Raw genomic sequence first — 22275 nt, 5'->3', positions numbered from 1 at the left:
TACTCATCAAACCTCCGCTTAATCCCAGCATTGTCGCGCTTTTAGAATGATGTTTTCAAACGCTCATTTAATTTCAAACAACCATTTAAAACATAAACACAAAAGTGATAATAATCGCGTGATATTCATAATAAAAATCTGTGATTACAAGCAATTAACATTCGGCGCAACCTCCTTATACTGATCCGGCATATAAATGGTTGTTTTTCCTTCATGGACTGAAGAACAAGAAGCTGAATCAAGTTATATAATAGAGAGGCAGTATAATGTCCGTAAAAATAAGGTACCCCGTTCTTGCCATAGCCGTCGCCATGACTTCACTTAATGCAAGTGGCGCAGGTTTTCAGGTATCAGAACACTCCGCTTCAGGTTTAGGCCGAGCTTTCGCTGGCGAAGCGGCAATTGCAGATAACGCAGCGGTGTTAGCCCGTAATCCTGCCGCGATGACCCTCTTCAAAACAGCTGAACTTTCTGGTGGATTAAGCATTGTCGACCCGCAAATTGATATTCACGATAAATATTTCAACAAAGAAAGCAACAACTTAGGACAGACAGCAAAAGATGTCGCACCGATGGGGTTTGTGCCCGCAGGTTACTATATTCATCCAATCAATGAACGCTTCGCGGTCGGGCTGGCACTGTTTTCCAACTATGGTGTCACAACCGAGTATCCTGAAGATTTTAACGCTGGCTCAGTAGCCGGTGAGACATCGTTATTAACAGTTAACCTGAATCCGAATATCGCTTATCGCATTAATGAACAATTCAGTATCGGTGGTGGTGTCAGTCTAGTTTATGGTGATGCCGAACTTAAACGCCATATGGGTTCGTGGGCAAATGCGGGCGGTAATCCTAGCGACAAGACCGTCACTATGAAAGGGGATACTTATGACTGGAGCTGGAACATTGCTGCTCTGTTTGAGATCAATGACGATCACCGTTTCGGCCTGAGCTACCGTTCACAGGTTGATCTTGATTTTGAAGGCGACTTTACTGATTACTCGGGTACAATTACCGGAATACCCAATTCTGTAGTCACGGGTAACCTTCCTGTTGTTCTGCCAGCCATCGCTGAATTCTCCGGCTATCACGCGCTAAATAATCAATGGGCGGTGCACTATAGCGTACAGTGGACCCAATACAGTAAATTTGAAGAACTGCGTGCGACAAGTGACGAATGTAGTGAAGGCTACAAGGGTCTGGCGGGGGTCTGTCTACTGAAAGACGAAGATTATGACGATAGCTTCCGCTGGGCTATAGGGGCAACCTACACCCTCAACCCTGAGTGGGCCTTGCGTGCCGGATTTGCTTTAGACGAACAAGCAGGCAAAGCGACCCTGAGTATTCCTGACACAGATCGCTACTGGTACTCCGCTGGTGCCACTTATACCTACAGCGAAAATATGTCCTTTGACCTTGGTTTTACCTATCTGCGTGGTAAAGAAATCTCCTTCGAAGAAGATGAAACCTCTTTCACCTCTACCAGTGATGCAATCATTAGCGCCGCGCAAATCAATTATAAATTTTAAACATTCAGCAGCACCTTTCGGTCTGATATATGATTTTAAAAGATAGGGATTTCATATGAAAAAGAACATATTAGCAGTACTTATTGCATCAAGCATCAGCTTATACGGTTGCGGTAATGAAAGTGAAGTCACAGGTAACCCGACGATTGATCCAATCATAGAAAAAAGCTTAAAAGCAGAGACAAAAATACTTTTTGACCTGGCTTCTAAAACTCTAGTTCTCCCAACATTCCTCGCCATGGATTCCACAGATGGAACATTAAAATCTGATGGTGTTACCGGAGACGAAGGTTACACCGATATTTCAAACCCAGCAGTTGCGATGGGGAAAACCGATGGTTGGGGTACGACTCAACCAATCGTAATTGAATTCATGGGTAATGATCTTTATCCATCAATGAACTCTGATGGCTTTTACCTGATTGAGTCAAATAATCCAACAGCAACCAACCAGACTAAGACGCCGACACTGGTTCCTGATGATTATTTTCAAGTAATGACCTCCGGTAAAAAACTAACGGTTATCCTTAAAAAACCACTTAATCCTGCTTCAAACTATATGTTTGCTATCACTGACGAGCTAAAGGACATTAATGGCAACAGTGTGGGGATGACTGGCTCTTATGCAACTTTGAAAGCAACAGCTAAACCACCGTTAGATACCCTCATCCCTTTACAGACAATTACTCACACAACAGAGAAAGAGCTTGAAATCGCTGGTGTGAATGCTGACAGCATTATCTTCTCAACTTGGTTTACGACAGCTTCTGTAGGTGATGTATTGTTTGCGGCAAAATCCGCATCTGCGCTAGCTTTGAAAAATGGAGCCAATACGGTCTGGAAAGGCACTGCTGTAAGTGGAAAAGTAAGTGAAGCCGACCTCAATAGCTTATTCTCAATGTCACTAAACCCTTCGACAACAAGTACACCAGACGGGAATGTTATCTATACCGGTAGCGTCAAGCTTCCTTACTTCCTGGAAACCAACCCTTCGACCTTCTCCGTCACCCCGTGGCAAAGTGGTATGCCAAGCTTGGCGAAAATTTCAAATATATTAAAAAATGGTAGTGACGCAGATAAAGCCGCAATTGCACAACAATTAGGTGCTTTAGGAATTACAACAGAGGACTTAGCGGCAGTATCTACCGATACAGAAACCCAGGTCAGAGTACTTTCGGCGTTAACCGGGGAAAAACTAATCCTAACCGATGGAAGTCAGCTGGACACAGAACGTCTGATCACCCGCTATAGCCCAGTACCAAAACTGAAATCTATTCAGGATGTTAAATTTACTCTTGTACTACCCCAAGCCGATGGTTGCCAGGTACTTGGTGCAAACTCCGTATCTATCTACCAACACGGCATCACCAGTTACAAAGAGAGCCTTAATCTCCCGATTTCTAATTTTGCTTTATCCGATTCCATAATTGGCAATAACTGCCAGGCTATTTTTGCAATAGACCACCCTCTGCACGGTGAGAGAGGCATTGACATTCCTGGAGAGGGCTACGTCAGTGCAAGCGGTGATGATGGTAAGCCGGAGATCTACCTAAACTTATCTGCGCTTCCAGTTGCCCGAGATAACTTACGGCAGAGTACTATTGATGTTGTTAACCTGCGTGTAGCAATTGGCCGGATATTTGCGACTCTCGCCAGTAAAAACGCGGATGCGATTGGCAAGTTAGGCGTCTTAGCTAGATTAAACCCAGCAAATGGTGTCGGATTTGTTGGTCACTCATTAGGTGCCATGACAGGTGTTAGTTTAGGGTACATTGCAAACAAATCAGTTGGTGATCTGCAGGCTGATGCTGCCTTCTTCAATATAAACAAGCTTGGCCTAGCAAACCCAGGGGCTGCTATTCCATACCTTTTACTTGGTTCACAAGAGTTTGGTAATTTTGTGAAAGGTAGTCTTGTTGCAGGAACTGATGCGACATTCAAAGAGAACTGCAAGAATAATGCGCTAGACATTAAAACTTGTTATGCCGGTTTCGAAGCAGGCCTGATTGCAGCGGGTGATGAAAAATCACTTGCAACATTAACAGGTTTATACTCAGCATTTAATCAATTCGCTTATGCCGCACAAAGCGTTTTAGATACAGTTGACCCTATTAACCATTCAATGTTGATTGATAGAACTCTTCCCGTTTACCTTGCACAAGTTAATGGCGACGAAACAATTCCAAACCAATTAATTCCGGGAGCAAAAGTAACAGGAACAGAAATTTCTCAGCCATATTCGCCATTCGCCGGTACTTTACCGCTCGTTGGCGCAATGGAGCTAACACCTACAGCGACTGACATTAACGGCCAGACAATTCGTAATGCCGTGTTGTTTAATGCTGGTGACCACTTGTCGTTACTAAATCCAACTAATAATGGCGATGTCACCTCTGAGATGCAATCTCAAATTTCTTCACTGTTGAATAATGGCGGCACAACACTTGATGTAAACAACAGTAACGGCATTATCTCTACGACACCTTAACAGGCATATTCATGTAAACATGTAAAAAGGCTAGCCACCCGGCTAGCCTTTCTTTTATCTATCAACGTAGCAAGTAATCACAATTACAAATCATCAGTATGCTCAGACAGGTACTTCGCAACCCCTTGCGGTGAGGCATCCATCCCCTCTTTACCTTTCTCCCACTGCGCCGGGCACACTTCGCCGTTCTTTTCATGGAACTGAAGCGCGTCGACCATACGCAGCATCTCATCAATATTACGGCCAAGCGGCAGATCGTTCACGACCTGATGACGCACCACCCCTTCTTTATCAATCAGGAATGAGCCACGGAAAGCGACACCCGCTTCTGGGTGCTCAACATCATAAGCCTGGCAAATCTCATGCTTGGTATCTGCTATCAACGGATACTGCACCGCACCAATACCGCCGTCTTCAACAGCCGTATTACGCCATGCATTGTGAGAGAACTGAGAGTCGATAGAAACACCAATCACTTCCACGCCTTTCGCCTGAAAATCTGCATAGCGCTTATCAAACGCAATTAATTCTGACGGGCAGACAAAGGTGAAGTCGAGCGGATAGAAGAAAATAACCGCGGGTTTACCTTTAATGTTTTCAAACAAGTTGTAGCTATCTACAATTTCACCGTTTCCAAGCACAGCAGCAGCAGTAAAATCAGGCGCGGGACGGCCTACTAATACACTCATGGTTAACTCCATTAACAATTTGCGTTTAAATCGACAGTAACATTTTGTTCTGTCTACCAATAAAGCAATATTGATTATAGACAAGACGTGGTGAGTCAACTAAGACATCAGGCGCAATGCCAATAAAATTTTGTGCAGGTATCAATTTTTTCTCGACATGTCAGAAAATTTCAGCAAACTGAATGTTTTTGAGCAAAACAGTCAAAAAATATAATAAAAGCAGGCAGAATAATTACGTTACTCACATAATTAGTCAGCTTCGTAAAAATTCGCACATATAACACAACACAACGGATGGACCTTAGTTTTATGAACCCAGTAGTTATTTCGGTATGCGTCATGCTTGTACTCGCACTAATGCGAGTCAATGTCGTCGTTGCGCTTACCTTCAGTGCCATTATCGGTGGCCTGATCGGCGGAATGCCCCTTGCAGAAACCGTTTCTGCCTTTGAAAGCGGCTTAGGGGGCGGTGCAACAACGGCTCTAAGTTATGCCATGCTTGGTACGTTTGCTGTAGCGATCTCTCGCTCTGGTATTACGGATGTACTGGCACAAAAAGTCATTAAACGTATCAGCGGCCATGAAAATGCTGCCGCGGCAACAGGCGTTAAATATAGCGTTCTCATCATTTTAGTTTTACTTGCTATCTCCTCTCAGAACGTTATTCCTGTTCATATCGCATTTATTCCGATTGTGATTCCGCCTTTACTGCATGTATTTGCAAAATTGAAACTTGATCGCCGCCTGATCGCGTGCGTACTCACGTTCGGTTTGGTAACCCCTTATATGGTACTGCCGGTCGGTTTTGGTGGTATTTTCCTTAATAATATTCTGCTGAAAAACCTCCATGACAACGGCTTAGAGGTCACTGCCAGCCAAGTTCCGGTCGCTATGATTTTACCTGCGGCCGGTATGATTTTCGGCCTGCTACTCGCAACATTTGTGAGTTACCGAAAACCACGTGAATATTCGGAAGAGAAGATCCTGGCAAGCGAGCCGGAGCATGCTGAAATTAACATGCGCCACGTTTACATTGCTGTCGGTGCGATTGTTGCGGCGCTGGGTGCCCAGTTATACAGCGGTTCAATGATCATCGGCGGCCTGGTCGGCTTCATGGTTTTCACGTTTGGTGGTGTGATCAAATGGAAAGAAACCCACGATGTATTTACCCGCGGTGTTCACATGATGGCCATGATTGGGTTTATCATGATTGCAGCTGCAGGTTTTGCTGCTGTAATGAAAGCCACCGGTGGCGTTGAAACCCTGGTCAGCTCGCTGTCAGCGGTGATTGGTGACAACAAACCACTTGCAGCCCTGCTGATGCTGGTTGTTGGCTTGCTGGTTACTATGGGGATTGGTTCTTCTTTCTCGACGATCCCAATTCTGGCAACTATCTATGTACCACTGTGCCTGACATTTGGTTTCTCGCCAATGGCAACTATTGCATTGGTTGGTACCGCTGCAGCGCTGGGGGATGCGGGTTCACCGGCCTCTGACTCAACCTTAGGCCCTACGGCAGGTCTGAACGCCGATGGTCAACACGAGCATGTATGGGAAACCGTTGTTCCGACTTTCCTTCACTACAACCTGCCACTTATCGCATTTGGCTGGTTAGCGGCCATGGTGCTCTAAGCCTTCATAAACAAATACCAAAGACCGCTTAGGCGGTCTTTTTTTTCAACTGGACCCGCTGTTTGAAACGAAAAGATACAAAAAGCCCCGAAACATGTTCGGGGCTTTTTACAACACATCACAGATTCTGATGCTAACAGATCACTCTGCTGCGTCGCTGTCACGACGGGCTGCAGCTTCTTTGATCAATGGCTGAAGTTCACCTTTCTGGAACATTTCCAAAACGATGTCACAACCACCAATAAGCTCACCTTCAATCCACAGCTGTGGGAAAGTAGGCCATTGTGCATAAACCGGTAGTTCAGCGCGAATATCCGGGTTTTGCAGAATATCCACGTAAGCAAATTTCTCACCACATGCCATTAGTGCTTGTGACGTCTGCGATGAAAAACCACAGCTTGGCAGTTTTGGAGAGCCTTTCATATACAACAGAATAGGATTCTCAGCGATCTGTTGCTTAATCTTATCAATGGTTTCCATAGCTTCCTCGTTACGACAATTTGCTTATATATGAGTTTCACACACATTATTCTACTTTGTCACGGACCGGAAAAAAATGCCTATTATTTATAAGGACATTCTAAATTGCTTTTTTACCGATAAATGCTTTTAATAAAGTAAAAACTTGCTAAAATAAACTAAGTCAGATTCAAACTATAAAGTAGACCTGAAGTCTACCGGAAGCAATGTCGAGGGCTTGCCCTCTCAAATACTAAAATGGAGAATTGAGCAATGGCATTTGAATTACCCGCTCTACCGTACGCAATCAACGCTCTTGAGCCACATATCTCTCAGGAAACGCTGGAATACCACCACGGTAAACACCACAATACTTACGTTGTTAAGCTAAACGGCCTGATTGAAGGTACTGATCTTGAGGCAAAATCTCTAGAAGAGATCATCAAAACGTCAACTGGTGGCGTATTTAATAATGCCGCTCAGATCTGGAACCATACTTTCTACTGGCACTGCCTAAGCCCTGACGCTGGTGGTGAACCAACAGGCGAAGTCGCTGATGCTATCGCTAAAGCTTTCGGCTCTTTCGATGAGTTCAAGGCGAAGTTTACCGATTCTGCAATCAACAACTTCGGCTCTTCTTGGACTTGGCTTGTTAAGAAGGCCGACGGTTCTCTAGATATCGTTAACACGTCTAATGCAGGTACTCCACTAACGGAAGAAGGCGTAACGCCACTGCTGACTGTTGATCTGTGGGAACACGCTTACTACATTGATTACCGTAACCTTCGTCCAAGCTACATGAATGCGTTCTGGGCACTGGTAAACTGGGATTTCGTCGCGAAAAACCTGGCAGCTTGATGCTTTGATCTGATAGCTGATTAAATCTATCAGCTGCAATAAAAAGACCTCGCAATGCGAGGTCTTTTTGTATTAACCGAGACGACAATTACTGTGCCGCCTGTATTTTACAGCTTGGATCCATCAGGCCTTTTCAGCCAAAATAATCCGCAGTGTACGACGCAGTGGTTCTGCCGCACCCCATAGCAACTGATCGCCGACCGTAAAGGCATTGAGGAAGTCATCACCCATTGCCAGTTTGCGTAAACGACCCACAGGAACCGATAGCGTACCTGTTACTTTCGCCGGGCTCAGTTCCTGAACCGTAATGTCACGGTCGTTCGGGATCACTTTAACCCAGTCGTTGTGTGACGCAATCATCTCTTCAATTTCATCAAGAGGAACGTTTTTCTTCAGTTTCAGCGTTAATGCCTGACTGTGACAACGCATCGCACCAATACGTACACAAGTGCCGTCAATTGGAACTGGGGTATCTTGCAGACCCAGGATCTTGTTGGTTTCAACCGATGCTTTCCACTCTTCTTTACTCTGGCCATTATCACGCTTGACATCAATCCACGGGATCAATGAACCCGCGAGCGGCGCACCAAATTCCTGCGCCGGGAAACTTGGAGACCGAAGAGTTTCAGCTACTTTGCGATCAATATCTAAAATAGACGTTGCTGGATTAGCCAGCTCGCTAGATACCGTATCGTTAATCACGCCCATTTGGTTGATTAACTCACGCATATTTTTCGCACCGGCACCAGAAGCAGCCTGATACGTTTGTGACGTCATCCATTCAACCAGGCCTGCTTTATACAAACCACCCACAGCCATCAGCATTAAGCTGACCGTACAGTTGCCGCCAACAAAGGTGCTGGTACCAGAATGAATTCCCTGCTGAATTTGTTCTAAGTTAACGGGATCTAAGGTAATGATCGCCTGATCATTCATACGCAGTGTCGAAGCCGCATCAATCCAGTAACCTTTCCAGCCTGCTGCACGCAATGCCGGATAAACTTTCTCTGTATAGCTGCCACCCTGACAGGTAATGACGGTATCCAGTTGTTTTAAGCTTTCAATGTCAAAAGCGTCTTGCAGTAAGCCGGCATCTTTACCCAAATTAGGAGCAGGGATACCTACTTGTGATGTCGAGTAAAAAACAGGCTCGATATAATTGAAGTCACCCTCTTCAACCATACGCTGCATCAGCACAGAACCAACCATGCCACGCCAACCGACTAAACCAACTTTCATCATTGCTTACTACACTCCCTGTTCTCAATTACACACTAATCTCGTTCATTGCCATGCTCCGCTACTTAATCAGATTGGCATTTGGACTCCCATCTATAGAGTTTTAAACGCCGAAAAACAAGCATAATCTAAAGAAAACACATAAAAAACCTTCTCTGCCCCGATAGTGATGGCTTGCTTAACCCGAAAAGATTGTATTCATCCACTCACCCATACCATTCATATCAGGTGGTCATACCGGGCTAGAAAAACATCAACAAGCGATTAATCAGCCACCTTAAGCGTGATTGATTGGGTGTTTTACGAGCCAAAACCTACTTTCACGATGCAATCAATAAAATACAGGTTAACTATGAAATTTTGAAAAACTCCCCCCACCCTGATAACCTAACATTCAATGAATAAAAAGTCGGATAAACTATGTAAAAATCAACTGGCAGACTTTTATATCCAGTTACACGCCAGTTATAAACATAAACACTCAAACAATAAAACGGTTAAAAAACAGCAAGAGCACAACTTACAAACCTGAAATTAACAGCAATAAAACATATTAACGTGCAATTACTTCCATTTATAGCTACTGGAAGATTCAGGTCACAGAAAAGCACAATATCTATCGCAGTATATTAGCCATTTAGATAGAGTGGCGCCGAAATAACATGAGTACTCTAAAGAGTGACTCAATGGTCATAGCAACTACTAATTATCAGCGTCCCGTAAACGCTAATTTCAGGGACATTCCCTTTTACAGGCTTGATTAAAAAGGTTAGAAGTATGGACAAACAGACAGTGAGATTACCATCGTTATCGCAAGTGATACTTGCCCTTGGTCTTTTTCTTGCGCTGGCTTTCTCTTTCACAGCTAAACTTGATTTACCCATCCAGCTGGCGCTTTATATCGGCTGGTTCATCATCATGGCTCTGGGTTTAAAACTCGGTCACGATTATAAATCCTTAGAAAAAGCAGCAACCAATGGTATTTCTAACGGCTTAGGTGCCATATTGATCCTGCTTGCTGTTGGTGCCCTGGTCGGTACCTGGATCGCAGGTGGTATTGTTCCGACCATCATTTATTACGGTCTGAAAGCAATTCACCCGTCCATCTTCCTGCTTGCCACTATGATCATCTGTTCACTGACGGCACTGGCAACAGGTACATCCTGGGGTGCCGCTGGTACAGCTGGTATTGCTATGATGGGTATTGGTCAGGGCCTTGGCGTTCCAGCACCGATGACCGCTGGTGCCGTGCTTTCCGGCTGTTACTTCGGCGACAAGATGTCTCCGCTATCCGACTCAGTGATCCTGGCTTCTTCTATGTCTAACGTAGAAGTAATGGAACACATTAAAGGCATGCTCCCAATAGCGCTAATCAGCTACGTCATTACAGGTATTCTGTTTACCGGTGCAGGCCTGCACTATGCCGGTAACGTTGATATGGCTCAGGTTGATTCTGTGATTCTGGCAATGGAAGACCAGTTTGTTATCTCTCCGTTCTCATTTGTGCCGGTTATCATCGTACTTGCTCTGCTAGCAATGCGTCTGCCTTCTTTCCCAGTGATCTCTCTGGGCTCTCTGCTGGGTATTGTCTGGGCTGTTATGGTTCAGGACATGGATCCACTTGTTGCATTCAACACGGCCTGGGCACCATTTTCTATCAGCTCTGGCGTTGACTTCATTGATGCGATTCTGAACCGTGGCGGTATGTCATCCATGCTGGGCTCAGTCGCGGTAATCATTTTCGGTCTGGGTTTTGGTGGCCTGCTTGATAAAGTGGGTGTACTGCAAACCGTCGCTAAACTGTTTGAGAAGCGTGTTAACTCTGCGGGCAGCCTCTCGGTATCAACCATTGCAACCGCTTTTCTGGGTAATGTCTTCGGTTCAGCGATGTATGTATCACTGATCCTGACACCGAAAATCTGTGCGAAGAACTATGACCGTTTAGGTTATCAGCGTAAGAACCTGTCTCGTAACGCTGAGTTCGGCGGTACGTTGACATCGGGGATGGTGCCTTGGAGTGATAATGGTATCTACATGGCAAGTATTCTGGGAGTTGCAACGTTCTCTTATGCCCCTTTCATGTGGCTAAGCTTCGTCTGTATTCTGGTTACGATTGTCTCTTCTTACATGGGTTGGTTTGTAGACCGTTGCCCACCGACAGCAACGGCTGATTTGGATGAAGAAGAGAACCTGGCCGTTACACAACAAACTGCGTAAGTAATGTAAGCACTTAAAACAGCAAGAGCGCCTTTAGGCGCTCTTTTTATATGTTAAAACAACGCATAACAACAATATACAGCACAATAAATAACATACTAAAAGGAATAACCACCTGTAATAAATACATTAAATATAACAAAAAACCATAAACTCTAATCTCGCCACAAAAACATAGCGAGTAACAGCGCTAACTTGATGAAATGGGACAAAAGCGAGAATAGGGAAAGGCTGAATTTGATGGTGATATCACCACCATGCAGTAAAGCTAACAAGAAAAGGCGCTTTGTAGCCCTTTTCCTATTAGAAAATGATCGACGTTTTTTGTCTTCTCACACGTGGAACAGATGAAGCGATTACTTAACTTAACTCAGCGCCACCGCAACATCGCCCTGCACAGTGCTTGAGCAAGCCAGTACGAATCCTTGATCAATTTCAGCCGCAGTAAGCGTTTCCGTGCTCGTTGACGTTACCGTGCCGGATGTCACCTTACATTTGCATGAGCCACAAACACCCGCTCGGCAGGCTCCAATCACGGGCACGTTATGTTTTTCCAGGGCGTCTAATAATGACGTCCCCTGCTTCACTTCAGCCGCCACCGAAAAATCAGGCACATGCAACATCACATTCGTTGCCAGATCAGTTTCAGCGGCATTATTCACAGTAGAAAGTGCATCCTGCTGGGCATTATCAGCCGCGGGAGTAAAGCTCTCCTGGAAGAAGTGCGCCATATCAAAACCGCTTTGTTCGGCGATTGCCTGCACTGCTTTCATAAAACCGACCGGACCACAAAGGAAGATGGTGCGCTGGTCAAGATCTGGATATAACGTCTGTACTACTTCAGTATTGACCATGCCGGTTTGGTGTGCCAATTCACTCTGCGCACTAAAACCTGTGCTATTTTCCAATAATAATTGCACGTTGAACTGGGTATGCTGGACAGCCATCTCACTCATTTCATCGTGGAAAATAACGTTATCTTTATCTCTAGCGCAATGTAAAAACTCAATGTCAACATCGCTATTGTCTGCCGCTAGCATTGTTTTTGCCATCGACATCACAGGCGTAATACCGCAACCCGCGCTGATAAACAGCAGCTTGGATTTGTGCGTGCAATCTGTGCTGTTGAACTGACCCGCTATGTTCAGTGCTGACAAGGTATCACCGACGTTCAGGTTATCCACCAGCCAATTAGATACCAAGCCATCAGGCACGCGTTTAATGGTTAAACGCAGTTGCTTTTGTTGTGGGATAGAACTAATAGAGTAAGCGCGGTAATGGGTTTTATCATCGATGTTAACGGCCAAGGTAACAAACTGACCGGGTTTAAAGTCAAAGAGCTGATGGTCTGCACTCGCAAACGTAAAACTCATTGAATCATGGGTTTCATATTCACGCTGTACCAATACTAACGGGGTTTTTTCCGGTGACCATGCTGTCGGCTTTGCAGCAACCTTGGCTGTCGGCTCACCGAGTGAGAAACTTAATTTAGGTGTTTGCAGTTTTGTATTTAGCTTGGAGCTTGGCGTTGCGATTGGATTAGCCTTTGCGCTGTTATTTGAGTCAGAACCGAGAGAAAAGCTTAGCTTCGGTGTTTGCAATTTACTACTTACAGGCGCAGCTTTTTCCGCGTTATTTGTTGATTGACCAAGGCCTGAACTATTGAGCTTAAGGGGCTTAAGTGTAGGTGGTAACAATGTTGAAGACGGTTTTGACGAAGAAGGCATAGTTGCACCTATAGATAAAAATAATTTACAGATAAAATTAATTACAAATAACAGATACAGCGGCCTAAGCTGCAAACAGATTTAGGCCGCTTCTCGTTAGTCGCTAACTATTTCGGATTCCTTTAAAGAAGCGTAACACTTGCCTACGCAGGAATTTGACCACAATAGTATTGCTTATTTATTCGCTAGCATGGCCGCCAAATCAGTATCAACATTACCAATACTGCGCATATCAAAGTTATCTTGTAATGCTTTGATTAAGTTATCAGTTAAGAACGCTGGTGCTGTAGGACCGGTATGAATTCCTTTGATACCTAAAGCAAATAACGTCAATAGTACAACAATGGCCTTTTGCTCAAACCAAGATAAAACGATGGATAATGGCAACTCATTAACACCACAATCAAACTCTTCAGCAAGTGCCAATACCAACTGGATAGCAGAGTAAGTATCGTTACATTGACCCACATCCAGCAGACGTGGAATACCGTTGATGTCACCAAATTCATTTTTGTTGAAACGGTATTTACCACAAGCCAGGGTCAACACAACCGAGTCTTTTGGCGTGTTCACAGCAAGGTCAGTAAAGTAACTACGCTCTTCTTTATCACCGTCACAGCCGCCGATCAGGAAGAAGTGTTTGATGTTACCTGATTTCACTTCATTGATAACAGCGGGTGCTGCAGCCATTAATGCATTGCGACCGAAACCAACGGTGATCATGTGTTCTATTTCAGTGTGTGCAATACCAGGTTGCGCCAATGCACATTCGATCACTTGTGAGAAATCATCACCTTCAACATGCACAACACCCGGCCAGCCAACAATGCTACGCGTGAACAGGCGATCTGCATACTGACCTACGTTTGGATTGATCAGACAGTTTGATGTCATCACGATCGCACCCGGGAAGTTAGCAAATTCTTTTTGCTGATTTTGCCAAGCGCTACCGAAGTTGCCGACTAGATGCGGGTATTTGCTTAATTCAGGGTAGCCGTGGGCTGGTAGCATTTCACCATTGGTGTAAACATTGATACCCTTGCCTTCGGTTTGTTGCAGGATCTTTTCTAAATCATGCAGGTCATGACCAGATACCAGAATACATTTACCTGCTACTGGTTTTACGTTTACCTGTGTTGGCTGCGGATGACCGAAGGTATCTGTCTCGCCTTTATCCAGCATTTCCATAATACGGTAGTTTAACAGGCCAATTTGCATTGAGGTTTCTAACAACGCATTGGCATCGGTGGGGTCAGTGCCTAACCATGCCATGATTTGGTGGTATTCACCGCTCACAGACTCGTCATTTTGACCAAGTACATTCGCGTGTTCCATGTATGCCGCAGCACCTTTCAGGCCATATAGACATAATAGGCGCAGGCCAATAATGTCTTCATGCAGTTCGTCATGACCACGGTTAACCGCAGCATCCGGTGCGAATGACATCACTTCTTCTGCCGTCGCTGGCAATACAAATTGCGCTGCCGGAGAGAGTTCTGGTAATTCGTCACCCGCAGCCGCTGCCGCTGCCATTACCTGAGTACGTAGTTGAATCTTGTAACGTTCTGCAATTTCGGTGTATTCAGTAATACGCTCTGGCACAAAGTTAACGTTGGTTAACGTAGAGAAGAATGCGCGTGGTGCCCAAGCGTCAATGTCGGCATCTATAATGTTATATTTACGTGCGAGATCAGCCCAAAAAGACACCCCTTGTAGGTTAAATACTAATACATCTTGTAGGTCTGAAACGTCCGCCGTTTTACCACACATACCTTGAGTATAAGAACAGCCTTTAGACACAGGTGTTTGAACAGTTTGCTCACATTGAATACAGAACATTAAAAACTCCACTATAGTTATGTTATTGATTTCGTATTAACAAAGATCTCACTAACTATATGCAGCAAACGTGCCAATACGTACTTGGTTGATATTTAAGAGCTTTACGCCAAGCCACGTTAGGATTGATGTGATAACCACATCAGCGCTTGATGTGATTATCACATCAAGCGCTGATAGCCAAACAGATCACAACGTTCAAAATGCTGGGCTGTTTCATAAAAATCAGATTAATTCATCGCGTAACTTGCTGGGTTTTATCCCCAACTTCTTACCCATTTTGTAGAGGTTGCCGCGATCCATCTGCAAAAACTCCGCCGCTTGCGCCCAAACAAAGTTGGACTGTTGCAATGCATGGGAGATCAACTTGGTTTGATAACGCTCTACCGCGCCGCGCAGCTCAAAAGGCGTGTTGGGTAATGCTGAAGTATTCCCATGCTCTACTGCGCCTGTTTTATGGCTTACCTCATCTGACAGATGCTGTTTACCGATCAGATGTTGCTGATCTTGAATAGCACGTAAACCCGCCCGCATCAGCGTATGCTCTAATTCACGTACATTACCCGGCCAATGATAATGCTCTAATGCCGTTAATGCCTGTGGGTGCAGTTGGAGTTTGGCGACATGAAACTGCAGTCGCACGCGATCTAAAATATAGCCGGATAGTACCGCAATATCTTCTTGCCGCTGGCGCAGGGCTGGCACCTTAATTGGGAATACATTCAAGCGATGGTAAAGGTCACGACGAAACTGCCCCGCCTCGACTTCTTGCGGTAAGTCGCGGTTGGTGGCCGCGATGACGCGCACATTAATAAATATGTTTTTGTCTGCGCCAACCCGCTGAACTTCACCTTGCTGGATCACCCGCAGTAGTTTCGCCTGCATCAGTAATGGCAGTTCACCAATCTCATCCAAGAAAATAGTACCGCCATCAGCAAGCTCAAATTTACCAGCACGGTTGCTGCTGGCGCCGGTAAAGGCACCTTTCACGTGACCAAAAAGCTCACTTTCTGCCAGGCTTTCAGGCAGCGCTGCGCAGTTAACGTAGATCATCGGCTGCTTGGCCCGGGAAGAGTTCGCATGTAATGCATGTGCGACCAGATCTTTACCCGTTCCTGTTTCACCACTAATTAACACTGCATAATCAGAATGCGCGACCATATTGATATTATTACGCAAGCCTTCCATTTCCGGGCTAATGCCGATTAACTCACCACTTTTCTCTCGTGCCTCCTGGATCAATACCTGGTTCATGCTCTGCTGCTGGCGGTGACTTTTACGCAGCGCCTCCACCTGATTCACATTTCGTATCGTCGCGGCAGCGAGTGCCGCAAAGGTCGCGACGGTAATATCATCAACACGTTTAAATGCGCCAATCTGCATGGCATCAATCGTAATAAGGCCGACTAAGTGATCTTCGACATACAAGCTACAACCCATGCAGTCATGAACGTCGATAGAGCGGTTAGGATCATCTTTAAGCCAACCGTCAAAGGGATCAGGCAAGGTTGAGCTTGCCGGAAAACGCACCGGTTGACGACTGTCCATAATAGCCTGCAAACGCGGGTGTTGTTTCGGGTCAAACTTTTTCCCTAACACTTCTTCTGACAGGCCGTTTACCGCGGCGGCAGAAAGCAAACCTGACTCATCAAGAATAAATAACGCACTCGCATCGCATGGTAATACCGATTGCAATGATTGGATTAAACGTTGGTAATGATGCCCGGAAGGAAGGTTTAAATTGAGGTCGAGCGCAATTTGCAACATGGCTTGCTCAAGAGAATTCTGCATATATGGACCTTCACATTTATAATGATGTACTTTTTACATCGCCACATAAATCATGTAAAGCTTTACGGTGAGGTGCCAGGATAATTTTCTGTTTTTGATCTGAACTGATGTTTAGCTTTTCTTTTGCTGAACCCACAACCTGAGATTGAGCTAGTCGAGGTCTAATCCGGCCCTGATCAGCCGCGAAGCCCGCTTTACCCAGGTATTGCGCCGTGATCCGCAGCAGTATCAGGCCAACCTCGAACGCTTGCGTGAGCAAGTCCAGCACAAACTGCAATTGCTAGAGCAGTTAGGTGGCTGGAAGAGAAATAAAAGCGACTAAATAGTTACGAGGGGGGGGGAGCTCATCGGTCAATGGTCCACTGACGGCTATGATTTTAATGACTCCCGCACGGTAATAGATGACAAATTTGTCGGCTTAGCACTGGATGAAGACCGTCAGCCAGAACTGACGGATGACCGTATTGCGACCTGGCTGGTAGGTCTGGGACTGAAAGCCGCATAATTAATACCAATCGGTATAACCGTAAGCAAACAAAAAGGCTGCCTCTGGCAGCCTTCTCTTTAATCTCCGTCGCACATCAAAGCATCAACAGTTGCTTGAGGTACTCCGTAATATTGCGTGATGGCAGACTGTCATTCAGACGCTTGCGATCAAATTTATATTGTAATGCCCGTAGCGGGTGACGCCAGGTAAATCTCGGTAACGCCCAGCGCATTACATGCGCCATTTGCAGACGTTTGGCGGGGTGATAACAATGCCTGTGACATTTCAAACAGGCTGGCTTTTCCTCCGCTAAACGGCAGCTATCAACCTTTTTTTCAACATACTCAAAAAGACTTTCACATTCAGGGCAAACAATCGCCCCACGGTGCAGCGTTTTACAATATAGGCGAATCATCGCTTTCACCGTATCCAGTTCACGCTGTGCTCGAACTGACTGTTTATTTAGAATAATCATAGGGCGGCTATTATCCACCCCTTCAAAAACCAACTATTGATAAGGATCAAATTTGTGCATTGATCACAATCTTATCCTCTAGAGGCTGGATTATTGCAGAAAATGGCCAGATCCTTATCCCGATTGGTATTAACCTCAACAGACTGACATTTTTGTTATCCCCTCAACGTCAACTGCCTGTGGGGAATCCACCGATAGCCCTCTTTCGGCTTCCAAATAAGCTTCTACTGCACTGACTACCTGTTTAATCGCCAGACTGAGAGCCATACAGTCTGTACTGGTCACGGTGTGTTTCTTTTTTAAACCATACTCAACCCGTTCGGAAATCGACCGCAATGACGGCGATCCGAGATTGCTCGCCACTCCTTTCAAGCTATGCATTAATAGACGGGCCTTATCGAAATCAGACTGCTCAATACAGTTTTTCAGGAGATCCCCGTCACCAGAATGCTCCTCAAGGAAGATATCCAGCAGCATTATTACAGACTCTTTGTCACCATCCATATTGTCTAAGATATATTGAACATCAAATATTGGTTCTTGTTGTAAATAAGCCTTTTCTGTCAATTCCACCGGAGACATATCTTCCCCCATCTCTGACGGTTCTGCAGGCTGAGGTATCGCTGTCATCAATTCTGTAATTAATGCTTTTTCAGCCTCACTGATCTCTTTTACTGGCATTGCAACGACAATGGCAGTATTAACTTCTTCTCCCCGTAGGGTGATTAATGCTTCTGTTGTTGATACGCCGGCAGTTGCGACTTCGTCAGCCCTCTTCGCGGCATAGAGTGTCACCATCACCCCTGAAAGTGATACGACAGCCATTAGTATCAGGTTCATCTGGGATAACCAGAAGTCATAAGCCAGCAAATCATTTTTAAGCGTATAAAACTGGTTCGGAGAGCTGCTCAGGCTAATATTTTGGACCTCTGACTGAGGGATCACCTGCCCGGTCATTAACGCCTTATCGACTTTCTCAGTAAATTGTCTGCCTTGTAAAATTAAGGTCTTCAGCGGTTCTTCAAACTGACTGGCAACGGAGACACCGTTGAGTTCAAGCAGGTGTTTACGGAGTGCCTCCGACACATGGCGTTGGGCAGATACAGGCACCGCCATATTCACGGTGACGGTACTTCTTAGTTGCTCAGCTTCCGACTCAACCTGAGAAATCAGACCAATGACATCTCGCACTTGCAAAGACTGAAATGACAGGTAACCAAACAGGCCAGCGCTCGACATAATCACCAATACGAAGGCATAAAGTACTTTCTTCGAGAGTAGCAATCTGATTTTACGGTGACTGGCTGCAGTCTTTTCCGTCTGGAGCGAAAGTACAGTTTCTCGGTCATCCATGCTAGTTCCTTTTATCGGATCAGAAAATAAAATGGGGACTACCCTATCCAATCTTCTTTTCATACAACTAGTTACTACCTTAACTTTAGACAAATTCCCAGACGAAATCCAATACGCAATGAGCTTTATATCGGTGTAAGATTATGTCTTATAATACAGACACGACCTCTCACCTCGAAGATAATAAAAAACCACCTTCGTCACAACAAAGGTGGTTCACGTGCATAGCATGTTATACCGGTTGGTGTTAGATCAGTTATCGCTGCTCAAACGTCTCTGTAGCTGATCCTTTAAATTAGGTGGGGTCCCTTTGATAGTCAGCGTGTCAGTTTCTGCATCGTAGAAAATACGCTCACCCAGCAACATACTCTCGAAATTAATCGTTAGCCCGCCGCCAGAGCCAACAAACTTGGTTAACTTACGCATAGATGTGCGATCGGCAGGAAAGCTCTCTTCCAATTCATACCCTTGGTTTGACGTAAATTCGTAAAAGTTTGTCCCGTCTTCAGCATTAGGTAGCTCACCAGCCAGTTCTTTCACTGCCACTTCATCACCGGATTGAAGCTGCCCGTTACAGTAATCGTAAACCTGCTTACGATACTGCTGCTTCTCTTCCTTATCTAAACGTGAGTCGGCACAGAAATCTTCCACCGCCTGCATCAGCACCTGGTTTTGTTCTTTCACGTCCAAACCAACAACCGCCTGCAGAAAATCCAAGAAAAAATCAGCGATCTTACGGCCCACACGCCCCTTGATAAACGTCAGGTAACGATTGGAATCCGCATTCGTTTCCCAAGACGACAGATCGATACGTGCCGCGATATCCATTTTAGCCACGTCCAGATAATCAGTTGCACTGATATCCAGCTGTTCGGTAACTTTCATGCTGTGGCGGGTTGGCAACAAACCGATAAACAGGTAATCCGTCGCCAATGACTGATATTCAGCCATCACCAAGGTGCCGGCTTCAGCGAACGGGTATTTTGCTAATTCAGCCTGTAATCGCTGGGCTGATTGGTTAGAAAATGTCAAAAAGTCCAGCTCACCAGTGCGACATTGCTTCAACCAATGACAAAATTCGCTGTCTTCAGCAAAATGTCCGAACCCTTTGGCACCTTTACTGCTATATACTCGATGCAGTTCAGCAACTAGGTCTTCTGTTGATTTATCCTGGTCAAGCATTTGTTTTCTAAGATGAATCTCAAGCTCATCTTGATCATTTTTTGTCAGTTGGTGAAGGATGACGTTCGAAAGTATAAGGCTCATAATGGAAAAGGTTTTCAGTAAGAGTAAAGTGTAGGTTATTATAAGCCGCTTTCTTAAACTTTAAACTAAGACATTAAACAAGACTTCCTATGCCAATTACTTCAAAATATAGCAATCAGCAAGTTGAACAGATCATTAGCGATGTGTACGACGTACTTGAAAACCATAACGCTTCTGCAGAACTTGCACTTATGGTGGTGGGTAATATTGCGACTAACATCATCAATGCCGATGTTCCGGCATCGCAAAAGAAAGCTATCGCGGGAAAATTCGCACAAGCTCTGCTGAACTCAATTAAAGAAGATTAAGCTTATCTTTTTGTAAGCTTGCATTTCAGACTGAGAAGAACAGACATTTATGGTCGCCAGCGGAAATAATTATAAAGACAAAGTCTCGCAGCTAATCAGCTGGGGACACTGGTTCAGCTTTTTCAATATTATCGCAGCCATGCTTTTAGGCACGCGTTACATTGTGCAATCTGAATGGCCTGAAACGCTACTGGGACAGCTTTATCTTGGATTGAGCTGGGTCGGACATTTCGGGTTTCTTGTCTTTGGTTTTTATATCTTAATCCTTTTTCCTGCCAGTTTTCTGATCCCGTCTCAGCGCCTGATGCGTCTGTTTGCGGTGTTAGTTGGTACAATAGGTCTGACAACGTTATTGTTAGACACTCATGCCTACGAGAGTCTTGAGTTACATTTAAGCCCTCTGGTATGGGATCTACTGTTAAGTGGTGAGAAAACCGAACTGAATGCCCGCTGGCAATACCTGTTTGTGGTTGTTCCTATCATCTTCCTGCTGCAATTAATTCTGTCAGAATGGTTATGGCGAAAACTCAGAAAGCTCACGCGCAAGCACGTGGGTGTGCCGATAGCCACCGTGTTTGGTTTATGTTTCCTGGCTAGCCATCTGCTCTATATCTGGGCGGATGCTAATTTGTATCGCCCCGTCACCATGCAGCGTTCAAACTTTCCGTTATCTTACCCGATGACAGCGAAAAGCTTCATGGAGAAACATGGTCTCCTTGATCGTCAGGACTATGTTAAACGCCAGGCTGAGCAAGGTTTAGACGAAAGTGAACGGATCCGCTACCCCATTGAAAAACTGAGCTTTAACAATCATGGCACTAATTATAACTTACTGATTGTGATGATTGATAGCTTACGCAGTGACATGGTGAATGAGCAAACCATGCCTTACCTGACTGCTTTTGCTAACCTGAATTTAAACTACAAAAACCACTACAGTGCCAGCAATGACAATATGACCGGCATCTTTGGCTTGTTCTACGGCCTGCCTGGTGGTTATATCAATAGTGTACAGTCTGAAGGCTCTACGCCAATTCTGCTAAATACCCTTAAAGAACGCAATTACGACTTCGGTCTGTTCAGTGGTAATCAGTTTAAAGAGCCAATTTACGACCAGGCTATTTTTAACACTAAGCAAGCGAAAGAGAGTCTGGCTTCCAATCAAAGCCTGCAGCCGAATGACCAACTGGCTATTGCTGACTGGAAAACCTGGTTAACGAGTCAAAACAACGAAAAACCTTGGTTTAGCTATCTTGAGCTGAAGTCTGTACAAGAGTTTGAAGAGGGGGGGGATTATGTGCCGCAATTCACTCCTTCGCTTGGTAACGTCAAGATAAACGCCAAGGGCGTTGACTCTACGCTGTTACTTAAAAACAGCTACCGTAATGCTACCTATTATGTCGATGAGCTGCTGGCTGATATTTTTGAAGAACTCGCTGCAAAGCAGGAACTGGATAATACCGTTGTTATTATCACCGCTAACCATGGCACGGAGTTCAATGAAACGGGTACCAATAGCTGGGGGGCAAACAGTAACTACAGCCAGTATCAATTGAAAGTACCAATGATCATTCATTGGCCCAATCAGGTTGCAGCAGAGATCAACCGACCCACCAGCCATCTTGATGTGGTACCCACCGTGATGGAATCTCTGCTTAATGTCTCATCATCACCGAATATCTACAGCAGTGGCGTCAACCTGTTTGAAGAACATCCTAAACGCCGCTGGATTTTAGCCGGTGACAGTCGTGACATTGTCGTAATACAGCAAAACCGCACTACAGTGGTCGATAAATATGGCAACTACCGCGTTTACGATAACAACTACAAATTAATGGATGAAGCTAAACCAAAGTTGTCGACACTGATGCAGGTCATGCATGAGATGAAACGTTTTTATCAGCCTGAATAGCGTTAG

17 protein-coding genes are annotated in these 22275 nt (G+C 45.0%); 7 read left to right on the top strand and 10 right to left on the bottom strand.

Annotated elements, in window-relative coordinates:
* Positions 1-266 precede the first annotated feature (266 nt).
* A complete protein-coding gene (locus R3289_RS15700) occupies positions 267-1529 on the top strand; it encodes a TonB-dependent receptor domain-containing protein (RefSeq protein WP_318926632.1) in 1263 nt (420 codons plus the stop codon).
* A 55-nt stretch (positions 1530-1584) separates the two neighbouring features.
* Positions 1585-4017: a VolA/Pla-1 family phospholipase gene (locus R3289_RS15695; protein WP_318926631.1), complete on the top strand. Its 2433-nt coding sequence runs from the start codon at positions 1585-1587 to the stop codon at positions 4015-4017.
* An 83-nt stretch (positions 4018-4100) separates the two neighbouring features.
* Here the strand turns inward: R3289_RS15695 and R3289_RS15690 are convergent, their stop codons facing one another.
* The gene (locus R3289_RS15690; protein ID WP_318926630.1) at positions 4101-4706 is read right to left on the bottom strand and encodes a peroxiredoxin C; all 606 of its coding nucleotides are present in this window, start codon (positions 4704-4706) and stop codon (positions 4101-4103) included.
* 309 nt (positions 4707-5015) lie between these two features.
* On the opposite strand from R3289_RS15690, the gene R3289_RS15685 reads away from it, so the two are divergent.
* Positions 5016-6338 (top strand): Na+/H+ antiporter family protein, encoded by a 1323-nt coding sequence (locus R3289_RS15685; RefSeq protein ID WP_318926629.1) that lies wholly within the window; start codon positions 5016-5018, stop codon positions 6336-6338.
* A 141-nt stretch (positions 6339-6479) separates the two neighbouring features.
* On the opposite strand, the gene R3289_RS15680 is transcribed toward R3289_RS15685, so the two are convergent.
* The gene (locus tag R3289_RS15680) at positions 6480-6818 is read right to left on the bottom strand and encodes a Grx4 family monothiol glutaredoxin (protein WP_318926628.1); all 339 of its coding nucleotides are present in this window, start codon (positions 6816-6818) and stop codon (positions 6480-6482) included.
* 252 nt (positions 6819-7070) lie between these two features.
* Here R3289_RS15680 and sodB point away from each other — a divergent pair, with 252 nt between their 5' ends.
* Positions 7071-7655, top strand: coding sequence for a superoxide dismutase [Fe] (gene sodB / locus R3289_RS15675; protein WP_318926627.1), 585 nt, complete (start codon positions 7071-7073; stop codon positions 7653-7655).
* Positions 7656-7778: 123 nt separating this feature from the next.
* Here sodB and asd read toward each other — a convergent pair whose 3' ends face one another.
* A complete protein-coding gene (gene asd / locus R3289_RS15670; RefSeq protein ID WP_318926646.1) occupies positions 7779-8894 on the bottom strand; it encodes an aspartate-semialdehyde dehydrogenase in 1116 nt (371 codons plus the stop codon).
* Between the two features lie 777 nt (positions 8895-9671).
* Here asd and nhaC point away from each other — a divergent pair.
* Positions 9672-11111: a Na+/H+ antiporter NhaC gene (gene nhaC, locus R3289_RS15665; protein ID WP_318926626.1), complete on the top strand. Its 1440-nt coding sequence runs from the start codon at positions 9672-9674 to the stop codon at positions 11109-11111.
* A 365-nt stretch (positions 11112-11476) separates the two neighbouring features.
* Here the strand turns inward: nhaC and R3289_RS15660 are convergent, their stop codons facing one another.
* The 7 genes from R3289_RS15660 to yejK form a co-directional block, all read right to left on the bottom strand.
* Positions 11477-12838: a hybrid-cluster NAD(P)-dependent oxidoreductase gene (locus R3289_RS15660; RefSeq protein WP_318926625.1), complete on the bottom strand. Its 1362-nt coding sequence runs from the start codon at positions 12836-12838 to the stop codon at positions 11477-11479.
* Positions 12839-13012: 174 nt separating this feature from the next.
* The gene (gene hcp / locus R3289_RS15655; RefSeq protein WP_318926624.1) at positions 13013-14677 is read right to left on the bottom strand and encodes a hydroxylamine reductase; all 1665 of its coding nucleotides are present in this window, start codon (positions 14675-14677) and stop codon (positions 13013-13015) included.
* 225 nt (positions 14678-14902) lie between these two features.
* Positions 14903-16468: a nitric oxide reductase transcriptional regulator NorR gene (gene norR, locus R3289_RS15650; protein ID WP_318926623.1), complete on the bottom strand. Its 1566-nt coding sequence runs from the start codon at positions 16466-16468 to the stop codon at positions 14903-14905.
* A gap of 16 nt (positions 16469-16484) precedes the next feature.
* Complete coding sequence (locus tag R3289_RS15645; RefSeq protein ID WP_318926622.1) at positions 16485-16736, bottom strand: hypothetical protein; 252 nt, start codon at positions 16734-16736, stop codon at positions 16485-16487.
* A 313-nt stretch (positions 16737-17049) separates the two neighbouring features.
* On the bottom strand, positions 17050-17430 hold the full coding sequence (locus R3289_RS15640) for a nitrous oxide-stimulated promoter family protein (protein ID WP_318926621.1): 381 nt from the start codon (positions 17428-17430) through the stop codon (positions 17050-17052).
* A 135-nt stretch (positions 17431-17565) separates the two neighbouring features.
* Positions 17566-18783, bottom strand: coding sequence for an Hpt domain-containing protein (locus tag R3289_RS15635; RefSeq protein ID WP_318926620.1), 1218 nt, complete (start codon positions 18781-18783; stop codon positions 17566-17568).
* A gap of 252 nt (positions 18784-19035) precedes the next feature.
* The gene (gene yejK / locus R3289_RS15630; RefSeq protein ID WP_318926619.1) at positions 19036-20049 is read right to left on the bottom strand and encodes a nucleoid-associated protein YejK; all 1014 of its coding nucleotides are present in this window, start codon (positions 20047-20049) and stop codon (positions 19036-19038) included.
* An 89-nt stretch (positions 20050-20138) separates the two neighbouring features.
* On the opposite strand from yejK, the gene R3289_RS15625 reads away from it, so the two are divergent.
* Positions 20139-20357 (top strand): YejL family protein, encoded by a 219-nt coding sequence (locus R3289_RS15625; RefSeq protein WP_318926618.1) that lies wholly within the window; start codon positions 20139-20141, stop codon positions 20355-20357.
* Between the two features lie 49 nt (positions 20358-20406).
* Entirely contained in the window at positions 20407-22269 is a 1863-nt protein-coding gene (locus R3289_RS15620; protein WP_318926617.1) for a DUF3413 domain-containing protein, read from the top strand.
* Positions 22270-22275 lie beyond the last annotated feature (6 nt).

Origin of the sequence: Photobacterium sp. (assembly GCF_033720175.1) — a bacterium.
Taxonomy (GTDB): Bacteria; Pseudomonadota; Gammaproteobacteria; order Enterobacterales; family Vibrionaceae; genus Photobacterium.
This window is presented reverse-complemented; position numbering and strand designations above follow the sequence as displayed.

Coding starts and splice junctions, on each gene's coding strand:
- R3289_RS15700 (WP_318926632.1), top strand. CDS start 267: ATGTCCGTAAAAATAAGGTACCCCGTTCTTGCCATAGCCGTCGCCATG.
- R3289_RS15695 (WP_318926631.1), top strand. CDS start 1,585: ATGAAAAAGAACATATTAGCAGTACTTATTGCATCAAGCATCAGCTTA.
- R3289_RS15690 (WP_318926630.1), bottom strand. CDS start 4,706: ATGAGTGTATTAGTAGGCCGTCCCGCGCCTGATTTTACTGCTGCTGCT.
- R3289_RS15685 (WP_318926629.1), top strand. CDS start 5,016: ATGAACCCAGTAGTTATTTCGGTATGCGTCATGCTTGTACTCGCACTA.
- R3289_RS15680 (WP_318926628.1), bottom strand. CDS start 6,818: ATGGAAACCATTGATAAGATTAAGCAACAGATCGCTGAGAATCCTATT.
- sodB (WP_318926627.1), top strand. CDS start 7,071: ATGGCATTTGAATTACCCGCTCTACCGTACGCAATCAACGCTCTTGAG.
- asd (WP_318926646.1), bottom strand. CDS start 8,894: ATGAAAGTTGGTTTAGTCGGTTGGCGTGGCATGGTTGGTTCTGTGCTG.
- nhaC (WP_318926626.1), top strand. CDS start 9,672: ATGGACAAACAGACAGTGAGATTACCATCGTTATCGCAAGTGATACTT.
- R3289_RS15660 (WP_318926625.1), bottom strand. CDS start 12,838: ATGCCTTCTTCGTCAAAACCGTCTTCAACATTGTTACCACCTACACTT.
- hcp (WP_318926624.1), bottom strand. CDS start 14,677: ATGTTCTGTATTCAATGTGAGCAAACTGTTCAAACACCTGTGTCTAAA.
- norR (WP_318926623.1), bottom strand. CDS start 16,468: ATGCAGAATTCTCTTGAGCAAGCCATGTTGCAAATTGCGCTCGACCTC.
- R3289_RS15640 (WP_318926621.1), bottom strand. CDS start 17,430: ATGATTATTCTAAATAAACAGTCAGTTCGAGCACAGCGTGAACTGGAT.
- R3289_RS15635 (WP_318926620.1), bottom strand. CDS start 18,783: ATGGATGACCGAGAAACTGTACTTTCGCTCCAGACGGAAAAGACTGCA.
- yejK (WP_318926619.1), bottom strand. CDS start 20,049: ATGAGCCTTATACTTTCGAACGTCATCCTTCACCAACTGACAAAAAAT.
- R3289_RS15625 (WP_318926618.1), top strand. CDS start 20,139: ATGCCAATTACTTCAAAATATAGCAATCAGCAAGTTGAACAGATCATT.
- R3289_RS15620 (WP_318926617.1), top strand. CDS start 20,407: ATGGTCGCCAGCGGAAATAATTATAAAGACAAAGTCTCGCAGCTAATC.